At 43.7% G+C, this 22875-nt stretch carries 20 protein-coding genes; 17 read left to right on the forward strand and 3 right to left on the reverse strand.

Annotated elements, in window-relative coordinates; genetic code table 11:
- Positions 1–12: 12 nt before the first annotated feature.
- Both malF and malE read right to left on the reverse strand, forming a co-directional pair.
- A complete protein-coding gene (malF, locus tag R7Q39_RS00465) occupies positions 13–1587 on the reverse strand; it encodes a maltose ABC transporter permease MalF (protein WP_005375273.1) in 1575 nt (524 codons plus the stop codon).
- A 79-nt stretch (positions 1588–1666) separates the two neighbouring features.
- Positions 1667–2845 (reverse strand): maltose/maltodextrin ABC transporter substrate-binding protein MalE, encoded by a 1179-nt coding sequence (malE, locus tag R7Q39_RS00470; RefSeq protein ID WP_005375272.1) that lies wholly within the window; start codon positions 2843–2845, stop codon positions 1667–1669.
- 672 nt (positions 2846–3517) lie between these two features.
- On the opposite strand from malE, the gene malK reads away from it, so the two are divergent.
- From malK to R7Q39_RS00555, 17 genes are all read left to right on the forward strand, one after another.
- The gene (malK, locus tag R7Q39_RS00475; protein ID WP_005375271.1) at positions 3518–4636 is read left to right on the forward strand and encodes a maltose/maltodextrin ABC transporter ATP-binding protein MalK; all 1119 of its coding nucleotides are present in this window, start codon (positions 3518–3520) and stop codon (positions 4634–4636) included.
- 420 nt (positions 4637–5056) lie between these two features.
- Positions 5057–6457, forward strand: coding sequence for an undecaprenyl-phosphate glucose phosphotransferase (locus tag R7Q39_RS00480; protein ID WP_005375269.1), 1401 nt, complete (start codon positions 5057–5059; stop codon positions 6455–6457).
- 10 nt (positions 6458–6467) lie between these two features.
- The gene (locus R7Q39_RS00485) at positions 6468–7673 is read left to right on the forward strand and encodes an outer membrane beta-barrel protein (protein WP_258665390.1); all 1206 of its coding nucleotides are present in this window, start codon (positions 6468–6470) and stop codon (positions 7671–7673) included.
- Between the two features lie 12 nt (positions 7674–7685).
- Positions 7686–8219, forward strand: coding sequence for a polysaccharide biosynthesis/export family protein (locus R7Q39_RS00490; RefSeq protein WP_005375265.1), 534 nt, complete (start codon positions 7686–7688; stop codon positions 8217–8219).
- Positions 8220–8234: 15 nt separating this feature from the next.
- Positions 8235–10415 carry a GumC family protein gene (locus tag R7Q39_RS00495; RefSeq protein WP_005385847.1) on the forward strand — a complete coding sequence of 727 codons (2181 nt, stop codon included), beginning with the start codon at positions 8235–8237 and terminating at the stop codon, positions 10413–10415.
- A complete protein-coding gene (locus tag R7Q39_RS00500) occupies positions 10393–11202 on the forward strand; it encodes a putative capsular polysaccharide synthesis family protein (protein ID WP_047102585.1) in 810 nt (269 codons plus the stop codon). Before R7Q39_RS00495 ends, R7Q39_RS00500 begins: the two co-directional genes overlap by 23 nt.
- Before the next feature lie 2 nt (positions 11203–11204).
- Positions 11205–12257: a glycosyltransferase gene (locus R7Q39_RS00505; RefSeq protein WP_047102584.1), complete on the forward strand. Its 1053-nt coding sequence runs from the start codon at positions 11205–11207 to the stop codon at positions 12255–12257.
- Positions 12223–13470: an O-antigen ligase family protein gene (locus R7Q39_RS00510; protein WP_318075649.1), complete on the forward strand. Its 1248-nt coding sequence runs from the start codon at positions 12223–12225 to the stop codon at positions 13468–13470. Before R7Q39_RS00505 ends, R7Q39_RS00510 begins: the two co-directional genes overlap by 35 nt.
- Before the next feature lie 15 nt (positions 13471–13485).
- Positions 13486–14319 (forward strand): putative capsular polysaccharide synthesis family protein, encoded by an 834-nt coding sequence (locus R7Q39_RS00515; protein ID WP_005375258.1) that lies wholly within the window; start codon positions 13486–13488, stop codon positions 14317–14319.
- Entirely contained in the window at positions 14316–15347 is a 1032-nt protein-coding gene (locus R7Q39_RS00520; protein ID WP_206958996.1) for a glycosyltransferase family 4 protein, read from the forward strand. Before R7Q39_RS00515 ends, R7Q39_RS00520 begins: the two co-directional genes overlap by 4 nt.
- Before the next feature lie 8 nt (positions 15348–15355).
- Complete coding sequence (locus R7Q39_RS00525; RefSeq protein WP_205391388.1) at positions 15356–16663, forward strand: oligosaccharide flippase family protein; 1308 nt, start codon at positions 15356–15358, stop codon at positions 16661–16663.
- 2 nt (positions 16664–16665) lie between these two features.
- Positions 16666–17061, forward strand: coding sequence for a VanZ family protein (locus R7Q39_RS00530; RefSeq protein ID WP_031781000.1), 396 nt, complete (start codon positions 16666–16668; stop codon positions 17059–17061).
- Between the two features lie 67 nt (positions 17062–17128).
- Entirely contained in the window at positions 17129–17449 is a 321-nt protein-coding gene (yqfB, locus tag R7Q39_RS00535; RefSeq protein WP_005385855.1) for a N(4)-acetylcytidine aminohydrolase, read from the forward strand.
- A gap of 50 nt (positions 17450–17499) precedes the next feature.
- Positions 17500–18099, forward strand: a complete 600-nt coding sequence (locus R7Q39_RS00540) for a TetR/AcrR family transcriptional regulator (protein WP_005385858.1) — start codon at positions 17500–17502, stop codon at positions 18097–18099.
- 151 nt (positions 18100–18250) lie between these two features.
- Complete coding sequence (locus tag R7Q39_RS00545; RefSeq protein ID WP_170897551.1) at positions 18251–19285, forward strand: NADP-dependent oxidoreductase; 1035 nt, start codon at positions 18251–18253, stop codon at positions 19283–19285.
- Positions 19286–19299: 14 nt separating this feature from the next.
- Positions 19300–19917 (forward strand): glutathione S-transferase family protein, encoded by a 618-nt coding sequence (locus R7Q39_RS00550; protein ID WP_005375238.1) that lies wholly within the window; start codon positions 19300–19302, stop codon positions 19915–19917.
- Positions 19918–20208: 291 nt separating this feature from the next.
- Positions 20209–21648 (forward strand): catalase, encoded by a 1440-nt coding sequence (locus R7Q39_RS00555; protein WP_017821260.1) that lies wholly within the window; start codon positions 20209–20211, stop codon positions 21646–21648.
- A gap of 194 nt (positions 21649–21842) precedes the next feature.
- Here R7Q39_RS00555 and R7Q39_RS00560 read toward each other — a convergent pair whose 3' ends face one another.
- The gene (locus R7Q39_RS00560; protein ID WP_005375233.1) at positions 21843–22721 is read right to left on the reverse strand and encodes an NAD(P)-dependent oxidoreductase; all 879 of its coding nucleotides are present in this window, start codon (positions 22719–22721) and stop codon (positions 21843–21845) included.
- Between the last annotated feature and the right edge of the window lie 154 nt (positions 22722–22875).

Below are 22875 nucleotides of genomic sequence, written 5' to 3' on the forward strand. Positions count from 1 at the left end.
TGTAATTTCTCCTTAGTCCTGAGCTACTTTAGTTACGCGTAGGTTGATAAGTGCCAATGCGCCAACCAATAGGAAGATAAGCGTTGCTACTGCACTTGCTAGACCGAAGTCTTGACCACCAGCACCTTCGAATGCGATTCGGTAGGTGTAACTTACTAGCAGGTCGGTGTAACCCGCAGGCTCTGATGTACCAATCATGTTTGGACCACCGCCAGTCAACAACTGGATAAGTACGAAGTTGTTGAAGTTAAATGCAAAACTCGCGATCAACAATGGTGTTAACGGCTTCAACATCATTGGTAGTGTGATACGTGTGAAGTTCGTGACAAAGTTCGCACCATCAATTGCTGATGCTTCATATAAATCGTCTGGAATCGCTTTTAGTAAGCCCATACACAAAATCATCATGTAAGGGAAACCAAGCCAAGTGTTCACAATTAAGATCATGGTTTTCGCCATGAACGGGTCAGAGAACCAAGCCGGGCTAATGCCGAATAAGCCTTCCAACAACATGTTGATCTCACCAAAGCTTTGGTTAAACAAACCTTTAAAGATCAAGATAGAAATAAACGCCGGAACTGCATAAGGCAGGATTAGCAACAAACGGTAAACTGAGCGACCTTTAAGTGCTTCCCACTGAACCACACTGGCAAGGACAAGACCAATAACAAGCGTAAACAATACGGTTAGCGCAGAGAAAACAATGGTCCAGATAAAGATACTGATAAACGGCTCTTTGATACCATCATCTTTCCAAACACGCTCAAAGTTGTGGGTACCAATGTTCACCACGAAACCTGGTGACACTGTGCTGCCAACAAATTGACCGTTTTCATCGACAGGCTGGTAGTAACCTACTTCCATATTTGGACGTAGCGTTTCTTCAGTCCGGTTGTTGTAAAGCGTTTCACCATCTTCTTGTAATGTGTACAAAGGCACAACTGCAGCAAATTTGCGCAGCCCACTCATACGGATATCATCACCGCTTGGCAAATGTAAATCGACACTGCTCAACGCACTGCGGTTCTTAACAATCGCCTTGATTGATTCTTTTTCACCCGTCACTTCTTCAATTGGTGAAAGATCAAACTCCGATGCTGAAAGGTTATCAAGCTGAAAAGTCGGGCTTGCAAGTAGCTCACCATCTTTTTCAACCACAAGTTGATGGCCTTGCTCCGTTTTATACAAAGTGAACGGGTAGCTATCACCACTTTGGTAAGTTCGGTCCAAAAGTACGTTCTGAGCGCGATCAAAAGAGAGTTGGTTCTTTGCGCTATAGTTGGTAAACGCCAAACCTATGGTGTACGCCAAAGGAAAAAGAATGAAAAGGATCATCCCTGCTATACCAGGGTAGATGTAACGGTGTGCGTACGTCTTTTTGCTACCAAAGATGAACAACGCTAAAGCGGTAAGAATGAGCGTAAGTAGTGCAAACGCAATCTCACCGCGAGAATACATAAGGATTGTTGCGTAGCCATTGATGATGCCGACTGTGCCTAAAAGTGACCATTTCATGAACACTTTTTTGCTGCTCGGAAGGCTGGCTTCTGGTGCTGTCATAGCATTTGTACCTTGAACTGACTGCATAGGGAACCTGCTAGCGAATATAGAATAAATATAGAAAAGTAAGGAGGAGTTGCCTCCTCCTTAAAAAGGTCTTACTTAATTATTTAGTCATTTGTTTTTCTGCATCTGCAAGAGCTGCATCGACAGTTTGACGACCGTCAACTACGTTGATGATTGCGTTCTTAGCCGCACCCCAGAATGCGTTCATTTGAGGGATATTTGGCATGATTTCGCCGTTCATCGCATTGTCCATTGTTGCTGCGATACGAGTATCTGAATCAAGCTCACGTTGGAACGAGTTAAGTGCTACCGCACCTAGAGGCTTATCGTTGTTAACCATACGTAGGCCATCGTTTGTTAGTAGGTAGTTCTCAATGAACTCAACTGCTAGGTCTTTGTTTGGAGACGCAGTGCTGATACCAGCCGTTAGAACACCAACGAATGGCTTAGAAGATTGACCTTGGAACTTAGGTAGCGTAGTCACGCCGTAGTTAACGCCAGACTTCTCAATGTTGCCCCAAGACCATGGACCGTTAATCGTCATCGCTGTTTTGCCTTGGTTGAACGCAGACTCAGACACGGAGTAATCCATATCCGCAGAGATTACGCCTTTATCAACTAAGCCTTTTACGAAGCTCATTGCGTCTTTAACGCCTTCTTTCGCGATACCAGCGTCTTTAACATCGTAACCTTCAGAAGTGTATTTGAACGCGTAGCCGCCATCAGCCGCCATTAGTGGCCAAGTGAAGTACGGTTCTTTTAGGTTCCACATGATTGCAGACTTGCCGTCTTTTTTAAGTTTTGCATCTAATGCTGCAACCTCTTCCCAAGACTTTGGTGGGTTTGGAACTAGGTCTTTGTTGTAGATTAGAGATAGAGACTCAACCGCAACTGGATAGCCGATCAATTTGCCGTCGTAACGTACTGCATCCCAAGCGAAATCAACGATACCTTCTTGAATATTCTTAGAAGGTTTAATTTCTGCTAGCAGGCCAGCTTCTGCGTAACCACCGAAACGGTCGTGAGCCCAGAATACGATATCAGGACCGTCGCCAGTCGCTGCAGTTTGAGGGAATTTGTCTTGAAGGCCATCTGGGTGAGCCACAGTCACTTTAATGCCTGTGTCTTCTTCAAATTTCTTACCAACTTCAGCAAGGCCGTTGTAGCCTTTATCACCGTTGATCCAGATAGTAAGTTGTCCTTCTTCGATGGCAGCATTAGCACCAAAAGAACCCAAAGCAACAAGAGTACCTAGTGCTACAGCGCTTAACTTTTTCATGTTCGTATCCTTTTTATATTTTTGATGTAGGGCTAGTCCATTGAGGTTCAGCCGTATTTCGACATATATCATCTGAAATAATCCAATATGTCTCATCCTCCTAATCCCTACGCCCTTACAATTATGACGTATTTTCGTGATCTAAATCGCCAAGGGTAAGAGACTCAAATCACAAAATGGATAGTTCCTGTGATCAGTTTCAACTTTAGGTGGTGCAATAATGTGATTTCCGACCAACTGCTTTCTTCCTCCTCCTTTTTTACTCCTCCCTTTCTACTCCCCCTACAATTATTTCTATTAGGAGGATGTCGCACTACGCACAATCTTAGAAACTGCAGTCATCCAAGAGTGGATGGTAAGAACCCTTTCCCAGCAGTGCCTACGTATTAGGAAAAAGATTTGCTGGTTTTGCATTGCCAGACGAGTGGAATGTCATTATTAGTGTTGTTTGTGGTAATTATTTCACGGGGGAGACAATACGAATAATGTGGGGGAGAGAAACTCGTACTTGGCTATGATGGGTAGCACTTCTATTCAGGACATTTTATTGAAGTGCTACCCTACTTTTCTTACCAACCGCAAGAACTTACCGATTCCTACTGTTACTGCTCGCTAGATAATTCATATAATGATGAGCGGTGAATAATAAAAAATTGATCGAGGACGAGCTACATGGCGAGTGTCACGTTAAAAAATGTTTGTAAAGCGTATGGCGACGTACTGATTTCTAAGAACGTAGACCTAACAATCAACGAAGGTGAATTTGTTGTTTTCGTAGGTCCATCAGGTTGTGGTAAATCTACCCTTTTACGTTGTATTGCCGGTCTTGAAGACATTACTTCAGGTGATTTGTATATTGGTGACCAGCGCATGAATGACGTCGAACCATCCAAACGTGGTGTTGGTATGGTATTCCAGTCTTACGCTCTTTACCCGCACCTTAACTTATATGACAACATGTCATTTGGCTTGAAACTAGCAAAAGCAGACAAAGCAGAAATCGACAAGCGTGTTGAACAAGCAGCAGAAATCCTACAACTAGGCCACTTGCTTGAGCGCCAACCAAAAGCACTTTCTGGTGGACAGCGTCAACGTGTGGCGATTGGCCGAACATTGGTATCGCAGCCAAATGTATTCCTTCTAGACGAGCCACTATCAAACTTGGATGCGGCACTGCGTGTAAACATGCGTGCACAAATTACTAAGCTACAACGCCAACTTGGTTGTACCATGATCTACGTAACGCACGATCAGGTAGAAGCGATGACAATGGCAGATAAAATCGTTGTACTAGACGGCGGTTATGTATCGCAAGTTGGTAAGCCGCTTGAGCTTTACCATTACCCACAAAACCGCTTTGTAGCTGGCTTTATCGGTTCTCCGAAAATGAACTTCATGAGCGTGTTCATTGATGAAGTAGAAGCAGAGCGCGTCAAAGTTCAACTATCTAACGGCGTATCTTTCTGGATTCCAGTGGATGGTACAACAGTTAACCGCGGCGACCGAATGTCTTTAGGCATTCGCCCTGAGCACCTATTATCCGCTTCTGAAGCTGATGCAAGTATTCACGGTGAAGTGATGATTGTTGAGAAGCTAGGTAACGAAACTCAAGTATACCTAAATCTAGAAGGCGCGGACGCCGACGTTATTTTCCGTCAGCCGGACACGCTTGCAGTCGACACTGGCGATAAAATCGAGATCGGTATTCCAGCTCATCGTTGTCACCTGTTCCACAGTGATGGTCGCGCATGCCGCCGCCTATACAAAGAAAACGGCGTAGAAGTCGAATAGTTCATTCGTCCTTACTCAAAAATCCCTCTCACTTGAGAGGGATTTTTTTATCTTAATAAATATCAGCAATTCGATACTAAATCATTAATCGTGAACGAATCAAATCACCCGTTTCTTCTACCCTCACATAAACCATTGTCTTTGTACTGATACTTCATTTTTAATACTTTTCCTCATCCCTCATAAGTAAGTACCAGCTTTTTCCTAACCCGCCAAACTTAGCCAAAGGGCTAAATATCATTCTTATTTCCACTTACCTCAACAACGCAAATTTTTACACTTATCAACGAAATTACACGTGACAAAAAACTCAGCAGCATTCCACAGAATGCTCTGTGCACTAACTACTAATAACGTTCACGACACGGCAATTGGGGAAGACACCCAAGGGCGGTAGCGTGTCAGAAGGGAAACTGAGTCATGAAACAAAAAGGACTTATCCGCTCTCATGAGATGGAGTTCGCTTTTTTATATCGCATCTCAGATCTTGCTGTCATCGTCTCTTTTATGCTGCTTTTAGTGTTCAAAGACATGAATACTGCGATGGGGAAAGATTACGTCATATTGGCTTTCGTTGGAGGCATCTCTTTTCTATTTATGGCAGAAAGCGGCAATCTGTATCGCTCTTGGCGAACCAGTTCGTTTAAAGAGCAGATGTTTATTGTCTGTGTTTCTTGGGCGGTGACTTCTGCACTTATCTTTATTGTGCTGTATTTTTCTGAAGTCCATACCTTATTTGATAACACAATTTTAGTGCTGTGGTTTGCGATTACGCCCGCTCTGCTCTTAGCATGGCGAGTAACATTCCGTACCGGATTAGCCTATTTGAGAAAGAAAGGATTCAACACTCGCACTGCGATCATCATCGGCCAAACTCCTCACGGCATTACCCTAGCTAACGAAATTCAAAACCACACAGAACACGGCGTGCTTTTTGATGGCTTTTACGACGAACGATCTTCCGACAGATTGCCAAATTCTGATTATCCTATTAAAGGAGCTGTTGACCACGCCCTTGAGCGAGCTAAAAAAGGGGAAGTAGATTACGTCTATATCGCGATGCCAATGCACGCAAAAGAGCGCATTGCGTCACTTCTTAACCAATTCTCAGATACCACCGCAAATACGTATCTGATTCCCGACTTCTTCACTTATAACCTTTTACATTCTCGTTGGGCGCAGATCGGCCAAGTTCAAACACTAAGTGTCTTTGATACACCTTTTGCTGGAATTTCTTCTTGGGTAAAACGGTTTGAAGACATCTTGTTTTCGAGCATTATTTTGGTCTTAATCGCCCCTATTCTATTCGTCATTGCGATTGTCATTAAGGCAACGTCTAAAGGCCCTGTCATCTTTAAACAACATCGGTACGGTCTTGATGGACGCAAGATTGAAGTCTGGAAGTTCCGTTCAATGACAACCATGGATCAAGGTTCCAACGTGAAACAGGCGACAAAGAACGATCCTCGTATTACGCCTTTTGGCGGATTTCTACGTCGCACCTCTTTGGACGAACTACCTCAATTTATCAATGTACTGCAAGGGACCATGTCTATTGTCGGCCCACGCCCTCATGCCGTGGCACACAATGAAGAATACCGTCAGATCGTGGATCGCTACATGCTACGTCACAAAGTAAAACCAGGCATTACTGGCTGGGCGCAGATTAATGGTTATCGCGGCGAAACCGACACCTTAGAAAAAATGGAAAAGAGAGTCGAGTTTGATTTGGATTACATCCACCATTGGTCGGTTTGGATGGACATCAAAATCATCTTTATGACCGTTTTCAAAGGCTTCACTGGTGCTAACGCTTACTAAGGTTGAGATTATGAAGAAACTGACAATGGCAATAGCATTGAGTCTGTTTTCTACTGACTTGCTCGCAGAACCGATGGCTTACCAAACCGAGTCTGGTATAGAGTTGATTCCCCTCGTAAAAACTTTCTACGAGGGAGATGACAACATCAATAAAGCGGAAAAATCCGGCAATGTAGAGTCAGTCAATATTTGGGGTATAGAACCAAGCTTACTAGCACGTATAGAACGGAATCGCTATCGCGCAGATATTTTATATAAGTTAAAAGCTGGCTTTTCATCTGACGATCGCAACGACTTCGACGACCACACTTTTCAGTTTTCCAACTTTTTCGAATTTAATCATCGTCATCGTTTAGTGGTTGATTACCGTTTTCGCGCCCAGCATGAAGTTCGAGGAGAAGATATTACCGAAGGTAATGGTAGCGCAATCGACGCACCAATAGAGTTCAACCGTAACGATGTAAAAACCAATTATGTCTTTGGATCTAACGGTGCCAAAGGCAGACTCGAATTCGGTTTAGGCTATAGTGATAAAACCTATCAAAACTATCGTGACGGCTTGCCTGGTCGCCCAAACGCTAAAACTAAATACAACGATTTTCGAGCTCCCAATGCACATTTGGAGTTCTATTTAAGAGCGACGCCAAGAACCTATTGGTTAGTCGGAACAAACCAAATCGTAACCGAGTATCAGCACCGAAATTCTGCGCAGCCATCGAAAGATAACAACACCAGTTTCTATTACACCGGTGCCGAATGGGAAGTCACAGGAAAAACCAAAGGCATCGCTCGACTCGGTTATCAAATCAAAGATTTTGACAGCGCTCAACGAGAGACATTTAAAGGCTTTAGTTGGGATATCGGCTTTGAATGGTTGCCTCAAGAACAAACTCTAGTCAGCGTGAAAACCACTCAAGCGGCGGTTAACCCCGATCAAGATGGCGATTACAACCTACAAACTCGTTACCGACTGAACCTGAAGCACGATTGGAATAGTTACCTTGCAACTCGCTTAGGTGCTGTTTATCAACAAGATGATTACACGGGAATCTCCAGAAACGACGATCGGTACACTCTATCTTTTGGTATCGATTATCAGATCAAACGTTGGATACAGCTGCAAGCCGATTGGCAATACCAAGATAAAAACTCTAGCCGATCGGATTATAGCTTCGAACAAAATATTTGGACTTTAAGCGCACAGTTTTCTCTGTAAAAAGGATTATTAATGAAGGCATTCATCAAATTCATGAGTGTAGCGTTGTTGCTATTTAGCACTTTGGTCAACGCTGACTCAAACGAGGAAGATTACTTACTCGATACTGGCGATACCATTTCCGTGCAGGTCTATGGTGAAGAAGATCTTACGATTAAAAATATTCTAATAACGTCAGATGGCTACTTTGATTACCCCTACCTTGGCCGAATTAAAGCAATCAAAAAAACACCAAAACAACTCAAGTACGAAATAGAAACGGGCTTAAAAGGCGATTATCTCATCAATCCAAAAGTGATGGTCACCATCAATAACTTTCGTCTGTTTTACGTTAATGGAGAAGTCAGGAAACCTGGTGGATTTGAGTACCGTCCAGGGTTAACCATAGAGAAGGCCATCGCTCTAGCAGGTGGCTTGACCGACAGAGCCTCACGCAAAGGCATTAACCTCACCAAGCATAAAACAGGTCAAACGATGGAGGGGGTCAGTATGCACCGCAACGTTGAACCTGGTGACATTGTATTTATTGACCAGAGCTTCTTTTAAGTGACAGGGAATCAAATGAACGGGACTCATCCAAATAATCTCCAGATGAACAAAGTAGAACTGATTCGTTTTGGCCATCACTTCAAAGCGATTAAAAAGAATTGGCTAAGCATCGCAGCATTCACGCTTCTGTTCTCATTAACTTGTACTTGGTATATCTACTCCAAAGCATCGATATACCAAGCTACAGCTACGCTACTCATCCAAGAGGAGCAAAAAAGCGCCCTTTCAATCGAGGAAGTATATGGCGTCGACACGACAAAAAAAGAGTACTTTCAAACGCAAATCGCCATTTTAAAATCGAATCATATTGCAGATAAGGTCATTAGAGAGCTGAACCTCACCCAATTACCTGAATTCACAAGCTCAGGGGGGTTAAATAAAAAAATCGACCAAATAAAGTCGATTCCTTTTGTTCAAGACCTACTGAATGTGGCACCAAGCCCAAAAGAAACCGCCCAGTTTTCAGAGTCCTATTATCAGGCACTTCAAGCTTTCAGAAGTAAACTCGATATTGAGCCAGTACGTAACACCCAATTAGTCAGAATTCGCTTTCGTTCTACCGATCCTAAGCTTGCGACGACAATCGCCAACGCGGTCGGCCAAGCCTACATTGACGCAAATTTTGAAGCCAAACTGGTCGTTACACAAAATGCGGCTACTTGGTTGACAAATAACTCTCAAAAATTGGAGGAGCGATTGCGTAACTCGGAGCAAGCGCTGCAAGAATTCTTGTTAAAAGAAGGGTTGATCGATATAAACGGTATTGATGAAATTTACGCAAATGAGCTAGAAGAACTCACTCGCAAGCTGAATATCGCTGTTAATAAGCGTATTGAAGCGCAGACGTTAATCCAACTGTTACGACGTAAATCTTCGCAAAGTTTAGACAGCTTGTTGTCAATTGATGAATTCGCTAATCAAGCGCAAATCCGCGATCTAAAATTGTCGGAAGCACAGGCAGCCAAAAATCTCTCTGAACTGGCACAGCGCTACGGACCTAAACATGATCGAATGATTCAGGCGAAAGCACAGCTTGCTGAAATTCAATCAAGAACCCAGCAACTCATCCGTGACATTTCCTTCAGTAAGCAACAAGACCTTCTTGCTGCAAAAGCGCAAGAGGACATGCTTCGAGCAGAACTCGATAACAAAAAGTCAGACTTCCAATCGTTAGGGTCACAAAAAGCGCGTTACGAACAGTTAAAACGCGAGGTTGAATCTAATAAGGCACTCTATGAAGCGTTCTTAAATCGTGAGAAAGAGACCAACGCCACCAGCGACTACAAGAATGTCACTGCTCGCTTTACTGATAAAGCCATCATTCCTCTATTCCCGGTGGCACCACAACGAATCAAACTGGTACTGATTGCCACCTTTTTTGGCTTTGCCATTGCTTGCGCTCTAGTCATCATCTTAGAAACGATGCGAGAAGTTATCCGAAGCACAGCCGATGTGCAGGAAAAACTTGGTGTTACGTGTTTAGGTGTGATTCCTATGGTCAAAAAACGCAATTTGCGTAAAAACGGCGTCAGTTATACCGCGTATTTAGATGATGAAGAAAAGCTATTTAGTGAAGCTTGCCGCTCCGTCAGAACCTCGCTTCTGCTCAGATTAACCAACACGAAGCAAAAGATATTGCCCTTTACCTCTGCTATTCCAGAAGAAGGAAAAACATCAACCAGTATCAATATGGCGGTGTCGTTTTCAAAAATGGAAAAGGTATTGATCATCGACTGCGATTTACGTCGACCTTCCATAGCAAAGCGATTCGGTATTGCTGAATCAAGCCCTGGCTTAACGCATATCCTGACTATGGATACGCCAATCAAAGATTGTGTTACACATATAAAAGAAGCCAACTTAGATGTATTATCGGCCGGCCTAATTCCGCCAAACCCACAGGAATTATTGGCTTCTGATCGCTTTAAAAAGTTGCTCGAACATTTTCAAAATAAGTATGACCGGATCATTATCGATACACCGCCCCTACTGTCAGTGAGTGACGCACTTATTCTTGGTCAGTATGCCAATGGTCTGATTACCGTCATTCGCTCAGAATCGACAAAATCATCACTGGTTAACCTTGCGTTATCTAAACAAATACAACACTCAGTTCCATCTCTTGGCGTCTTAATCACACAAGCCAAGGCCAAGGAAGGAGAGACGCTTTATGTCCAGAAATACGCCTACTAACGTAAACCTATCTTGGTACCAAACGTTGAAAAGCCAAGAACAGCCGGTATTGATCTATCAAATGGGCAAAGTAGGTTCGAGTGCATTAGAGCATTCCATTCCTGACTCGATTCACTTGCACGACCTTATGACCGTCGATGCGCAAAAACAAATATCCCCCGTTAGAGCGCAATTGCATAAGCCTCAGATCAATGCGTTAAAGCGACGACTAAAGCGTATAACGATGAGCCAAATGTTAAAGCGCAAGAAAAAAGTTCGAATTATCTCGCTGGTGCGTGAACCGATCGGACGAAATGTCTCAATGTTCTTTCAAGCACTTCCTTTTTGGATGGCGGACAAATATCTAAAGGATGACAGCGCAATACGTACCGAACGACCGCAATTACTCCAAGAAGCATTTGATAAGCACATGAATCATCAATATGCGCTGCAGTGGTTTGACAACGAGATCAAACAACTAACAGGGATTGATGTGTTTAACGAGTCTTTTAATCACGAAGTAGGCTATCAAACATACCATAACAATAACTTCTCACTGTTGGTGATTCGAAGTGACAAGCTAGCGAAGGCTAATTCTGCAGTTGAAGACTTTTTAGGTTACCCCGTGGATGTTGTTTATGAAAATCAATCAGACAACAAATGGTACTCGCCACTACTGAAAGAATTCAAAACGCAATTTCAACCTACACCCGAGTACGTTGAAGAAATGCTGAATTCTAAATTGACGAAGCACTTTTTCTCAAATGCAGAAATCACCGACCTTAAACAGCAATATCTGACCAATTAATCATGAAAACCAAGATTCTACATATTATTAATGATCTTTCTCAGAACGGCGGTGCTCAGAAGTTCTTAGTCGACCTTGTTTTAGAACATAAGCCTGAATACGAAATCAAAATTTTGGTCTTGTGTGATGAAAATGATTACTTACCAATGCTATCCGCCCAAGGGATAGAGTGTTTTAACTGGCGCACTTTGTCATTGAGTGAGAAATTCTCTTTGCTGCGTTGGCCGGATGTCGTTCACGGGCACCTCTACCCTTCCATTTACCTAGCGCTATTGGCGGTAGGTAAAAAACGAATCCAGACTGAGCACTGTTCTTATAACCGTCGACGTGACTATCCGCTGTTTAAGTTCATGGAATACGTCTTGTATTGGGGCCACGACTTGACGGTCAGTATTAGTGAAAAAGTACAAGATGAACTGGTGAAGTTCATGCCTCGCTACCAACATAAATATCACGTGGTGCACAATGGCGTTGATTTAAAAAGGTTTCCTATGATGCCGAAGTGCGCCAGCCACCTGATCGACAAACCAGTCATCAAGATTGGCATGGTGGGCCGACTTCACCAACATAAAGATCATGAAACGCTTATCCAAGCACTTATCCATTTACCAAGACGATACGAACTCCACCTTGCGGGAGATGGAGAAAAAAAATCGTCACTGCAAGCATTGGCAACAAAAATCAACGTCGCGCAACGTGTTCACTTTCATGGCGTAGTTTCAGACGTTCCAGCCTTTTTGAACGACATGGATATTTACGTGCAATCGTCGCACGTCGAAGGCTTTGGTTTGGCGGCGGTTGAGGCAATGGCAGCAGGCTTACCCGTACTATCGTCGGACGTACCTGGTTTGGATGACGTCACCGGACGTGCCGAATATTTATTTCAAGTTGGTAACGCCACTGAACTGAGCCAAAAAGTGCTCCAACTGTGTGAAAGTGTTGAGCGGTACGACGCTGCAAGTCAATACTCAGTCAATAGGGCCTCTCTCTACACCATCGATAAATTTCGTGAAGGTTACTATGGAATCTACCAGCAGCTTTGCGCCAACAAATAGTTCCGTGCCATCGAGCCATCGCGCCTCATTGCTTGCAGCATGCCTATTAGCATTGTTCTTTATTCCTATGAAGTTTCGTGCTGGAGGAATAGCGCTAGCCCCATCTGACATCGCAAGCCTTTTGTCCATTGGTTTTACTGCATTAGTGGTATTGGAAGGAAAAGCTGAAAAACTCATGCATCCCTGTATGGGGTTCCTCGTATTGTTCACTGGGTATGTGTTCATAAATGGTCTGCTAAATCGCGTCCCTTTAATGCCGCTAGTTATAGAAACTGTGCAATGGTTAGCGATTTTGTGCCTACTGAGCCTAATGTACGCCTATGGCGTGTTTGATGACGAACGGGTAATGGTTTATTTCACGTATCTGTTGTTTTTCATCTGTACGCTCGTTGCCTTATGGCACTTTGCTCAGGGCTATCAAAGCGGGTTTAAGTTACTCGGGGTAAGTAAATACGGGTTCGGTGTACTGTGCTCACTACTGTACCTTTATCGAGATAAAATTCGCGCTTTTCACCTTTTGATGCTCGTAGCTTTAGTATTACTGGTGTTGTCACAAGAAAGAAAAGCGCTACTTGGTTTTTGTCTGCTTTTCTTCTTTGACCAACTGCTCGTAAAAAACTTAATGAGAAAATCGCTCAGCGAAACGTACACGTGGGCGATTTTATTAGCCTTGAGCTTCATTGTGTTTACTGCCGTCACAACCACACTCTACGTTGGGTTTGAAACGCTAGCAGACACATTGGAAATAACCCAAGAAGACGTCTTATTTGCCAACCAAAGTGAAGCCCGCTGGGTATCGAATCTTCATAGAAAACTTTTACTTGCCAATGGGCTAGATATTTTACTTCAACACCCAGTGCTAGGTGTCGGCGCGAAAATGTTACCCAACTTTATGATCAGTTACTTTAATTATGATGAGCTGGCGATCTACACCCACAACTTTGTGTTAGATACCGCAATTGAATACGGATTGCTTGGTATCGGTCTGCTGTTTGGTGGTTATTTTCTTTTTATTCGCTTTTGCTTCCGTAGTCTTAATGAAAACAGAAAAAGCCTATTACTTGCGATATACGCCCTCATCATGGTGTTTTTCGTTGCGGTAAACACCACCATAATTTTAATACTCTTATTACCCGTCATGATCAGCATTAGCAACGACTCAAGGGCCATTGCTCATACTTTTCCGGTAAACCATCACCACGAATATGAATAATCAAGGATAGGATAGATGAAGTATTCAATCTCTCGACAATTTGAAAAGAACCGAGAACTCCAAGCTGATAATTTTGTTTTAGTTTACCAAATGGGCAAAGTTGGCTCCTCATCAATTGAGCACACGCTAGGGGAGAAAAATATCCCGAGCTATCACATCCACACCTTTGATGATCACGAAGAATTTCACATGTATCACAATAAAAAAGACGTGAGTAAATTCTTCGACTTCCGAAACCGCGCACTCTATCGCTTAGTGCTCAAGCAGCGAAAACGTATCTTACAAAAACGCGAGCAGATTAAAATCGTTACGCTGGTCCGCGATCCAATCGCAACTGTCTTTTCTCGTTTCTTTCAAGACCTCCATTTGCAATTTATCGAAGGCAAAAAGAATGATGCAATTCACCGAGATATGGAAGTCACGTATCAGCACCTCGAGCATTGCTTTGATAACTATATCAATCTCAACTATTTTGCGGACTGGTTCGACAACGAGTTAAAGCGTAATTTCAATATCGATGTGATGCGCCAAGAGCTGGACAACACTCAACCTTTCTTCACATTCCAGAACGATCAGGCCAACGTCATGCTAATCAAATGCGAACAGCTCAGTTCTCTTGATAAAGAAATCGGTGAGTTTCTTGAGTTGCAAGACTTCGTACTGAAAAACAGCAACGAAGCGAAAAACAAGTGGTACTCCAATATCCACCAACACTTTAAGAATCACTACGACTTCTCAAAACTGTTCTATATGTACGATCTTCCCTTGTATCGCCACGTTTATTCAGAGCAAGAGCGTGATGCTTTTAAACACAAATGGATGCAAACACCAGGGACAAAATCATCATGAAGAAAGTGCTCCATGTTACAGAAGCATTTGGAGGTGGCGTTCAAACCGCCCTCTATAGTTATGTTCACTCATCCAGAGACGAGCCTTATCAGCATTTCTTGCTAGCCAGAGCCCGAGAAAACGACTTGACCAATGAGAACAACCACCACATTTTCGTACAGACAAAGTGGGTAGAAGGCGGCTTGCTTCAATTTATTCGCGATGCAAACCACATGATTGCATCACTTGGTCCCGACGTCGTGCATTTGCACTCGAGTAAAGCAGGATTTCTCGGCCGATTTCTAAAGCTTGGCAAGGCACGCTTGGTTTACACACCGCACTGTTATGCCTTCGAACGTGAAGATATCTCAGAGCTTGCACGCCAGATCTATAAAGCACTAGAGAAAGTAAAACTGAGCAAAATTGATGTGGTTGCAGGCTGTAGCCAACGAGAGTGTGACCTAGCCATTAGCATTGGTGCGAAACGTGCCGAATTGCTCAACAACTACGTGTCTTATCAAAGTGAAGATCGTATAGAGCGAAACAAGCAAGAAGCGCTGAAGCTCGTTGTACTTGGTCGTGTCGCGCCCCAAAAAGATCCTCAGTTTCTTATCAACACATTGCAGTTCCTTAATCGGTATGCGCTTAACCGCCCGATAGAGATCACATGGATAGGTGGCGGTGACCACGTACTCGAACAGAAATTACGTACTGAAAATGTGGATGTAACGGGTATGCTGCCTCGCGATGAGGTAGTTGAAAAGCTCAAGGGTTCAGACCTTTATCTACACACTGCAGCATGGGAAGGGATGCCGTTAACCATTCTAGAAGCATCCAAGTTACATCTTCCTATGGTTATTCGGACCATCGGCGCAACCAAAGATCTCAACTACCCGTTTTTAGCGCTCACACCTGAAGAAATGGCCAAGCAGATCGCGCATTGTGTCAATCATTATGAAGAGATCGATTTTCGCCAATATACAGCACAATTAAACGATGCCTTCAGTGAAGAAAAGCAGCGCCTCGCACTCAATAATATTTACGGTTAAATGCCCCTATGTTTCACACTGTTCAACAAAAATTACTGTTGATGCCCAGCGGTAAAAAAAGCTTGTTATCTACTGGATTAAAAACCGCAATCACACGTGTGTTGAGTGCGCTATTTGCTTTTTTACTGACTCTGATTGTATCGAAGACCAGTGACGCTTCGACGGCCGGTCAATTTTTCTTTTTATTCAACCTAGTCTCGCTACTCGCCATCGTTTCTCAGCTAGGTTTTGATGTCTCGTTAGTTCGTTACAATGCGATCGCTTTTAATAACAAAGAGAAGCTTGAACAAAGCCAAAACTATAAAACCGCACTTTATCGAAGTATGGCATTTTGCTTGCTCGCCATAGGCGTTTTGTTGGCAGGGTTTAATCTGTTTCCAGAACAGCTAAACCAGACTCAATCACCAATGTATGCGATTACTTTATGCTTGCTTTGCATACCTTTCTTGGTGCTTGCGCAAACCAACAGTCGGGTGCTTCAAGCATGTAGAAAAGTCGTATCATCTCTGTTTGCGTTGCAGCTTGGGGTAAGCATGTTGATGGTCATTTTTGTCTTTGCCCTAGACTATATCGGTCAGCAAAATATCAACAATCTAATGACCGCACTGCTTTTAGCGAGCATAGGTGTCGCGGTCATATCTAGTGCCAATTGGCTTGGCTCAGATCAATATCAAACATCGGCTTTCGTACCAAACAAAAAAATGGTCTCTTCTGCCAAGCAAGTCTGGGTTGGCAGTATCTTCACGAATGTTCTTCAATGGGGAAGCCTTGTTATTGCGGGCTTTTTTATCTCAACAGCGGAAATCGGTTTGTTAGCCGCAGCCCAACGCACATCACTACTGATTGGCTTTGTGCTGATTACCATTAACTTTGTGGTCGCCCCGATGTTTGCCTCTCTCTACAAAGAGCGTCAAATGCTCAAACTGCAGAACCTGAGCCGCTTGGCGTGCCGAGCCAATGTTGGTTTAGCGATTGTACCCGTAATTATTTGCACCCTCTTCCCCGAGTTTGTAATGCAGTTTTTTGGTGAGGAGTTTCTCGCCGCGGCGCCACTATTAGTCGTCCTTTCTCTGGGGCAGTTAGTCAATGTTGCGACTGGTTCAGTAGGGTTTTTATTATTAATGAGCGGTCATGAGAGAACCATGAAATACATTACAATTTCCTCCGGTACGGTGTCTATCTGCCTACTTGTTACGCTTTGCCAAATGTTTGGGGTGATTGGTGCAGCGTGGGCAATGGCAATTGGCATGGCTATCCAGAATTTAGCTGCACTGTACTTTGTAAAACGTTACTTAGGCTTCTTTCCAATAGGTTAATTATGGCTTTAATACTGGCACGCACGAGTTTTGTTTTAGTCCTGATGCTAACCGCTTCACTCTCTTTGTGGAAAAGCTCTGACCTACACCATACTGCTTACCTGCAAATGGAAACCTACTTAGGCGGATCGAGTACGCTTCACTTTACTTTCAGTTTATTGATCGGCTTTTTATCGGTTTTCACGTTCCCTTCTCTGGTGAGCTCGAATAAAACCGACATTTTTGGGATTCGTCTTTTGCTACTGCTGTTGGCTATCGTTTCAATGGAAGAAATAAGCCAACTTTTTATTCCAAATCGATCATTTAGTTTTGATGATCTCAGCACCAACTGGATAGGCGTTATCTCAGGTTACTTTAGTGCCAAGTTAATTCGTTTCATCCGCGCTCGATCGTTCTAGTAAGACAGGAATCTCTGGGGTATTTGGGTATATAATTACGCCAAACAACCAGACTAACGAGTACATCATGCCATCTCATCCAACCAAGATTACTTTTTTTGAATTCTTAACCCCGTTGATCACGTCAGGCAAAAAGACGATAACGATTCGAGATGAATCAGAAAGCCATTACGTTCCCAATACAGAAGTCGAAGTTTTTACCTTAGAAACGGATCGTAAAGTCTGCGATATCAAGATACGTTCTGTAGAACCACTTCACTTTGAAGATATTAATGAGTTTCATGCAGAACAAGAAGCCATCGAACTACCAAAACTCAAGCAGTTAATTCGAGAAATCTACCCAAATACCGACACGCTCTTTGTTATTGAGTATGAGCTGATTAAATAACCCACAACAAATACTAGACGACTGGTCTAATTCATTCTATAGTACACTTCATGAACGCAAAGACGAATGACACACGCCAACATATTCTCGACGTCGGATACGAGTTGATCGTAAACCGAGGGTTCACGAGTGTTGGTCTTTCAGAGCTATTAAAAAAGGCCGCAGTGCCAAAAGGCTCGTTTTATCATTACTTCAAATCCAAAGAACAATTTGGTGAAGCGATGATTCAAGACTATTTTACTAAGTATTTTGAGCGTTTAAACGCACGCTTTACCAATACTGAACTGAGTGGCTACCAACGCCTAATGAGCTATTTCGAAGAAATGGTCAAAGTAGAAGACGACGTGTGTAATGCGAACAAATGTTTATTGGTCAAGTTAAGTGCAGAAGTCTCCGATCTCTCTGAGTCAATGCGCTTGGCATTACGCCAAGGAGCAGACAAAACCATTCAAGCGATAGCGGATTGCATAGACATCGGCATTCAAGATGGCTCAATCCCCAATGGTGACAGTGCGTTATTAGCAAGGCAGATATACTACCTTTGGAATGGCGCTAGCTTGCTGAACAAACTTTATCAAGATCAGGCAGCATTGACGCAAAGTCTGACCTATACTCAACACTTACTGCAGAATACGCGCACTTGTCCATAACAGGCGGCGTGGAAGCAGAATGAACACCCTACACACGTTTCACTGTCAGAAAAAGCGTCAGTGTTAACACAGTAAACCTTCCCGCTTTAAATAAGCGGGATATTTTGAAATAAATACTAGACGACCGGTCTAATCAACAAGTGAGATAGATATGACTAACGCAACAAATCGCAGAATCGTACTCGCGTCACGTCCCCATGGTGCACCGACACAAGAAAACTTTCGTTTAGAAGAGGTAACGAAACCGACTCCGAAAGAGGGTGAAATGCTATTGAGAACGGTTTATTTATCTCTAGATCCATACATGCGTGGTCGCATGAGTGATGCCGAATCATACGCTGACCCTGTTGCAATTGATGACGTAATGGTCGGTGGTACAGTTTGTCAGGTAGAAACATCAAACCACCCAGATTACGAAGCGGGTGAATGGGTTCTTGCCTACACTGTTGGCTGGCAAGACTACGCTATCTCAACTGGTGAGATGGTCATTAAACTTGGTAAAGAACCGCAAAACCCTTCTTACGCGTTAGGCGTTGCAGGTATGCCAGGATTTACCGCGTACATGGGTTTACTCGACATTGGTCAGCCAAAACCAGGGGAAACCATCGTGGTAGCAGCTGCTACGGGGCCTGTAGGCGCAACAGTTGGTCAAATTGGTAAAATCAAAGGTTGCCGAGTTGTTGGTATAGCAGGCGGAGAAGAAAAATGCCGTTACGCTAAAGAGGTGCTTGGTTTCGATGAGTGTATTGATCACAAAGCTGAAGACTTTGCAGAACAACTGAAAAATGCCTGTGACAAAGGTATCGATGTTTACTTCGAAAACGTAGGTGGCAAAGTATTCGAGGCTGTAATGCCACTTCTGAATACAAATGCGCGTATCCCACTTTGTGGTTTGATTTCTCAGTACAACGCGACAGAGCAGCCTGAAGGTACCGACCACCTTCCATTACTAATGGGTAAGCTCCTGACCAAACGAATCAAGGTGCAAGGCTTCATCATTTTTGATGATTACGGACATCGTTACGGTGAATTTGCGCAAGATATTAATCAATGGTTGGCAGAAGGAAAGATCCAATACCGCGAACATCTAGTACAAGGACTGGATAATGCGCCAGAAGCATTCATCGGTCTGTTGGAAGGTAAGAATTTCGGCAAGCTTGTAGTACAGATTAACGACCCATTATAAAAAGGGATATGTAAATGATTAAACTTCACCACCTCAATCAGTCTCGTTCAAAGCGCATCATTTGGTTACTTGAAGAGCTAGATGTAAATTACGAAATTGTACCCTATGTCCGTGATTCCGTGACCTTCATGGCACCGCCAGAACTAAAAAGTGTTCACCCATTAGGAAAGTCACCTGTTCTTGAAGATAACGGCGAGATTATCATTGAGTCAGGTGCAATGACCGAATATTTGATTGAGAAATACAGTGACGGAGCCTTTGCTCCTGAGCGTGGTACAAAAGCACACACAGAATATTTGCAATGGATGCACTTTGCAGAAAGCTCTGCAATTTTACCTATGTTGCTAAAAATCTTCGTAAGCAAAGAGCCAAATGAAACTCAGTTTTTATCAGGCTATGCCGACAAGGAAGCAATGAATGTACTAGGCTACTTCGAGCAATCCTTAGAAGGCAAAACTTACCTAGTAGAAGAGCGTCTGACTGGCGCTGACATCATGATGTCTTTCATTGTCGAATTGGTTCAAAAGTTTGGTTTAGTTAATCACTTCCCTAATATTGAACGTTATGGGAAACAGCTCGCGACACACCCAGCATTTGCAAAAGCTGAACAACTTGAAGTGAAGTACTCTTAATTACTTCCCCCCTTTCGCCCCTTTGATCACACGTAAAACTTCATTTAAGGGGCGATATTACTAGCATCGCAGACACGCTAACTGGATAGCGCTCCCCCCCAGTCAATCGCTTTCGAGAACGCCGATTGTTATGTCAATCAAGCTAATGTAGTAAATTTCTGATTCTAATATAGTTTCGACCATAGTCACCATCTATTGAATTGATAAGCAATATCAGTTTTCTCCCCCAGCTTTTCCGTAATAACCTCCTCTACAGTTTCTAAGGTATTGAACCCTGGAGGGGGAAGAAAAATGACAAACAAGAAATTGACTACAGCAGCAGGTTGCCCTGTCGCACATAACCAAAACGTTATGACTGCAGGTCCTCGTGGCCCTCAACTATTACAAGACGTTTGGTTCCTTGAAAAATTGGCACACTTTGACCGCGAAGTGATCCCAGAGCGTCGTATGCACGCAAAAGGTTCTGGTGCTTACGGTACGTTCACAGTAACGCACGACATCACAAAATACACTCGCGCTAAGATCTTCTCTGACATCGGCAAAAAAACAGAACTATTCGCTCGCTTCACTACCGTAGCTGGTGAGCGCGGTGCTGCAGACGCAGAACGCGACATCCGTGGTTTCGCACTTAAATTCTACACTGAAGAAGGTAACTGGGACTTGGTTGGTAACAACACACCAGTATTCTTCCTACGTGACCCACTAAAATTCCCAGACCTAAACCACGCAGTAAAACGCGACCCTCGCACTAACATGCGTAGCTCTACCAACAACTGGGATTTCTGGACATCACTACCAGAAGCATTCCACCAAGTGACTATCGTAATGAGTGACCGTGGTATCCCAGCTTCTTACCGTCATATGCATGGTTTTGGTAGCCACACATTCAGCTTCATCAACGCAGAAAACGAACGTTACTGGGTGAAATTCCACTTCAAAACTCAACAAGGCATCAAGAACCTGACTGACCAAGAAGCAGAAGCCATCGTAGGTAAAGACCGCGAAAGCCATCACCGTGACCTTTACGAAGCGATTGAGCGTCAAGACTTCCCTAAATGGAAGATGTACGTACAGATCATGCCTGAGTTAGAAGCGGATGAAGTCAACTTCAACCCATTCGACCTAACACGTGTATGGTCTCAAAAAGACTACCCACTGATCCCAGTTGGTGAGTTCGAACTGAACCGTAACCCAGAAAACTTCTACGCAGAAGTTGAGCAATCAGCGTTTAACCCAGCAGCAGTTGTACCTGGTATCGGCTTCTCTCCAGATAAGATGCTACAAGGTCGTCTGTTCGCTTACGGCGATGCTCAGCGTTACCGTCTAGGTGTGAACCATCATCAAATCCCAGTGAACGCACCTCGTTGCCCTGTTCACAGCTACCACCGTGATGGCGCAATGCGCGTTGATGGCAACTTTGGTTCAACACTGGGTTACGAGCCAAACTACAAACAAGAATGGGCAGAGCAACCAGATTACTCTGAGCCACCTCTACGCATCAATGGCAACGCTGATCACTACGATCATCGTGTAGACGAAGACTACTTCAGCCAAGCGGGTGACCTATTCCGTCTGATGAGCGAAGAGCAACGTCAAACTCTGTTCGATAACACAGCTCGCGCAATGGACGGTGTGCCAGAGTTCATCCAACAGCGCCACGTTCAACACGCATACCAAGCGGACGAAGCGTACGGCAAAGGTCTTGAAATTGCACTAGGCTTAAACAAGTAAGCGAACGCTGCAATCATTACACTGCGTGATTTAAAGACGAAAAAAGGAGGTGCTCTACAGCACCTCCTGATTTCAAATCACTAATCCTTAATCACAAGTCACAAACCATGCTCAAGGAGATTCATTATGATTAACTTAGATTTCTTTAAGCTCTTTGATACCAAAGAACTGTTTATCTATTACTGATTCATCAACTACTGATTTTTAGCTACCGCTTTGATCAGTACTGATGTATCCATGCGACCTAAACCATCACGTTGAAGGTCTGCGTATTGCTCATCCACTTTCTTAGTCAGTGGAAGTTCTAGACCCACTCGCTCAGCTTCTTGCAGACAGAAACCTAAGTCTTTGCGCATCCAATCAATAGCGAAGCCAAAATCGAACTTGTCTTCAGCCATCGTATTTGCGCGGTTTTCCATCTGCCAAGAACCTGCAGCGCCATGCTTAAGCGTTTCTACAACTTGAGCGATGTCCAAGCCTGATTTTTGTGCCAGCAACAAAGCTTCACTCAGACCTTGTAAAACGCCTCCAATACAGATTTGGTTTACCATCTTACAGCGTTGACCCTGACCGTTTTCACCCAGTAGCGTCATCTGCTTCGCGTACACATCCATCGCCGGAGACACACGGTCAAAAATGCTTTGTTCACCACCACACATGATGGTTAGAACACCATTTTCTGCGCCTGCTTGACCACCAGAAACTGGCGCATCAATGAAGTGATTACCATACTTAGCACACGCTTCAGCCAGCTCAACCGCTAGGTCTGCAGAAGTGGTCGTGTGATCGACTAGCACTGCGTCCGCTTTCAAGCCGACCAGAATGCCCTCTTCACCGTAAACAACGCTACGAACGTCATCATCATTACCCACACAGGTAAAAACGATGTCACAGCCTTCTGCCGCTTCACGTGGTGTTTCACAAGCTACGCCTTGGTATTCTTCAGCCCATTTGTCGGCTTTCGCTTTTGTGCGGTTGTATACTTTGGTTTCAAAGCCCGCTTTACTTAGGTAACCAGCCATTGGGTATCCCATCACACCCAGACCAATAAATGCTACTCGTTGTTTTTCCATTGCACGCTTCCCTTAGTTCACCTGACTGAAATGTTTCGTAACATGCTACTAAAGAATTGAAATCATTACTCGTGATTTCTCTTTCCTCGGTCTCGATGATCCTGCATTGCAGTCCGTTTATTGCGCCTTCTACACCCCTTTACTTGACGATTAG

The organism is Vibrio sp. 947 (genome assembly GCF_033339115.1).
Taxonomy (GTDB): Bacteria; Pseudomonadota; Gammaproteobacteria; order Enterobacterales; family Vibrionaceae; genus Vibrio; species Vibrio alginolyticus.

Coding starts and splice junctions, on each gene's coding strand:
- malF (WP_005375273.1), bottom strand. CDS start 1,587: ATGCAGTCAGTTCAAGGTACAAATGCTATGACAGCACCAGAAGCCAGC.
- malE (WP_005375272.1), bottom strand. CDS start 2,845: ATGAAAAAGTTAAGCGCTGTAGCACTAGGTACTCTTGTTGCTTTGGGT.
- malK (WP_005375271.1), top strand. CDS start 3,518: ATGGCGAGTGTCACGTTAAAAAATGTTTGTAAAGCGTATGGCGACGTA.
- R7Q39_RS00480 (WP_005375269.1), top strand. CDS start 5,057: ATGAAACAAAAAGGACTTATCCGCTCTCATGAGATGGAGTTCGCTTTT.
- R7Q39_RS00485 (WP_258665390.1), top strand. CDS start 6,468: ATGAAGAAACTGACAATGGCAATAGCATTGAGTCTGTTTTCTACTGAC.
- R7Q39_RS00490 (WP_005375265.1), top strand. CDS start 7,686: ATGAAGGCATTCATCAAATTCATGAGTGTAGCGTTGTTGCTATTTAGC.
- R7Q39_RS00495 (WP_005385847.1), top strand. CDS start 8,235: ATGAACGGGACTCATCCAAATAATCTCCAGATGAACAAAGTAGAACTG.
- R7Q39_RS00500 (WP_047102585.1), top strand. CDS start 10,393: ATGTCCAGAAATACGCCTACTAACGTAAACCTATCTTGGTACCAAACG.
- R7Q39_RS00505 (WP_047102584.1), top strand. CDS start 11,205: ATGAAAACCAAGATTCTACATATTATTAATGATCTTTCTCAGAACGGC.
- R7Q39_RS00510 (WP_318075649.1), top strand. CDS start 12,223: ATGGAATCTACCAGCAGCTTTGCGCCAACAAATAGTTCCGTGCCATCG.
- R7Q39_RS00515 (WP_005375258.1), top strand. CDS start 13,486: ATGAAGTATTCAATCTCTCGACAATTTGAAAAGAACCGAGAACTCCAA.
- R7Q39_RS00520 (WP_206958996.1), top strand. CDS start 14,316: ATGAAGAAAGTGCTCCATGTTACAGAAGCATTTGGAGGTGGCGTTCAA.
- R7Q39_RS00525 (WP_205391388.1), top strand. CDS start 15,356: ATGTTTCACACTGTTCAACAAAAATTACTGTTGATGCCCAGCGGTAAA.
- R7Q39_RS00530 (WP_031781000.1), top strand. CDS start 16,666: ATGGCTTTAATACTGGCACGCACGAGTTTTGTTTTAGTCCTGATGCTA.
- yqfB (WP_005385855.1), top strand. CDS start 17,129: ATGCCATCTCATCCAACCAAGATTACTTTTTTTGAATTCTTAACCCCG.
- R7Q39_RS00540 (WP_005385858.1), top strand. CDS start 17,500: ATGAACGCAAAGACGAATGACACACGCCAACATATTCTCGACGTCGGA.
- R7Q39_RS00545 (WP_170897551.1), top strand. CDS start 18,251: ATGACTAACGCAACAAATCGCAGAATCGTACTCGCGTCACGTCCCCAT.
- R7Q39_RS00550 (WP_005375238.1), top strand. CDS start 19,300: ATGATTAAACTTCACCACCTCAATCAGTCTCGTTCAAAGCGCATCATT.
- R7Q39_RS00555 (WP_017821260.1), top strand. CDS start 20,209: ATGACAAACAAGAAATTGACTACAGCAGCAGGTTGCCCTGTCGCACAT.
- R7Q39_RS00560 (WP_005375233.1), bottom strand. CDS start 22,721: ATGGAAAAACAACGAGTAGCATTTATTGGTCTGGGTGTGATGGGATAC.